Raw genomic sequence first — 1,434 nt, 5'->3', positions numbered from 1 at the left:
TCTTTTTTTATTATTTTTGTGAATGAATATTTCTATAGATTTGGCTCAGGATTAGCCAGAATTATTGATTTTATTCCAGGAAATACTGTATATGCAATTCTGTTATCGATTCCTATTTTATTATTGATATGGAGTGTAACTTTAAAGGATAAATTGCTTATTTTGGCCTTTATACTTGCAGGTCTTCTTGTATTATGGCCTATCGATTACAAATTGTTAGCAACTTATTTTTAATTGTTCTTTTTTGTGCTCTATCTGCAAAGGTTAACTCATGAAACGTAATTGGGATTTAATCAGAAACATTCTTTGTGCTCTTGAAGAAGATCGCTTTGTTGAATACGTCAGATCTGGTGGTTTAAGTGATAAAGAAACACAGAAGTTTACTGATTTAAAATCAGGACGTATTGATACAGAATCTCTTGAAGAAGCAAAAAAGAATAGGCGCAATGAAATATGGCTTCATGTGGAGCTTCTGATTGACTGTGGTGTTATCCAGAATACGCAGTTTGACCGTGAAGGTGTGAACAACAATTACCGTCTATCTATGCAAGGCCATGACTTCTTAGAAGATTTACGAAATCAGGAAGTTTGGGATAAGATTAAAAATCAAGCCTTCAAGTCCGGTGCAAAATTAACCTGGACTTTTATTACAGCGGCAGCGGAGCAAATAGTTCAACGTCTAGCAAGTATTTAGAGTTAAAACAAAAGATAAAACAGCCTCTCGGTTAATCCCCAGAGGCTTTTTTATTGCCTCAAATTAGGAGCGTATATGGCTTTTCTTGGTGTTTTAGGTTTCTTTGGAAAGGTGCCATTTACCTGCAGTAGTGAGCAGGTGGCCACATTTAAAGATTTAGGAATTACACATTCTTCTAGATATGCAACTCATGACGTGATAGGAGAACAGCCAGTGTCTGAATACATTGGTCCTTCTAAGAAAGAAATATCTTTTAAAATGACCCTATCAGCTCAATACAAATCACCGCCTTTACTCTATGTCACTGTATTAAAAAACATGCTTGAATCAGGAGAAAGTCATCATTTGTGCTTTGGACCTGAATACATGGGAAAGTTTATCCTTACCGGTTTTAAGGAAGATAGACGTTTTTTTAATGCTCTAGGCATCCCTATTGTTACAGATGTAAGTCTTACTCTGATTGAAGATGAATCTACAACCTTGTTAAGCGCTCTGAAAAATCTTTTGTAAGGAGATAACATGGCACTTGTAACAGTCACTTCATTAACAAAAATTAACCTTGCCCCTCAGTCAGTAAAAGATGAAATTATCCAGAATGTTCAATGCATTTTAGGAACAGTTAAAGGTTCAGTTCCTCTTAATCGTGATTTTGGAACATCTATTGATTCAGTTGATTTGCCTCAGCCTATGGCCATGATGCAGTTAAGAATAGATATTATTGAAGCTATTCAGAAATATGA

4 protein-coding genes are annotated in these 1,434 nt (G+C 35.2%); all 4 read left to right on the top strand.

Annotated elements, in window-relative coordinates:
- Nucleotides 1-234: hypothetical protein (locus tag ACJML3_RS00055; protein WP_406019581.1), on the top strand; the 234-nt coding region annotated here is incomplete at its 5' end.
- Between the two features lie 37 nt (nt 235-271).
- Complete coding sequence (locus ACJML3_RS00050; protein ID WP_406019580.1) at nt 272-694, top strand: DUF2513 domain-containing protein; 423 nt, start codon at nt 272-274, stop codon at nt 692-694.
- Nucleotides 695-769: 75 nt separating this feature from the next.
- Nucleotides 770-1,204 (top strand): phage tail protein, encoded by a 435-nt coding sequence (locus ACJML3_RS00045; protein WP_406019579.1) that lies wholly within the window; start codon nt 770-772, stop codon nt 1,202-1,204.
- A gap of 9 nt (nt 1,205-1,213) precedes the next feature.
- A partial coding sequence (locus tag ACJML3_RS00040) for a hypothetical protein (RefSeq protein ID WP_406019578.1) occupies nt 1,214-1,434 on the top strand: 221 nt, incomplete at its 3' end.

The sequence above is a fragment of the Succinivibrio sp. genome (genome assembly GCF_045124615.1).
Lineage (GTDB): Bacteria > Pseudomonadota > Gammaproteobacteria > Enterobacterales > Succinivibrionaceae > Succinivibrio > Succinivibrio faecicola.
The sequence above is the reverse complement of the archived record's forward strand: the minus strand, read 5'-3'. Positions and strand labels throughout refer to the sequence as shown.

Bases quoted from the DNA above. Each gene is read 5' to 3' on its own strand.
- ACJML3_RS00045 (WP_406019579.1), top strand. From the start codon at position 770: ATGGCTTTTCTTGGTGTTTTAGGTTTCTTTGGAAAGGTGCCATTTACC.
- ACJML3_RS00050 (WP_406019580.1), top strand. From the start codon at position 272: ATGAAACGTAATTGGGATTTAATCAGAAACATTCTTTGTGCTCTTGAA.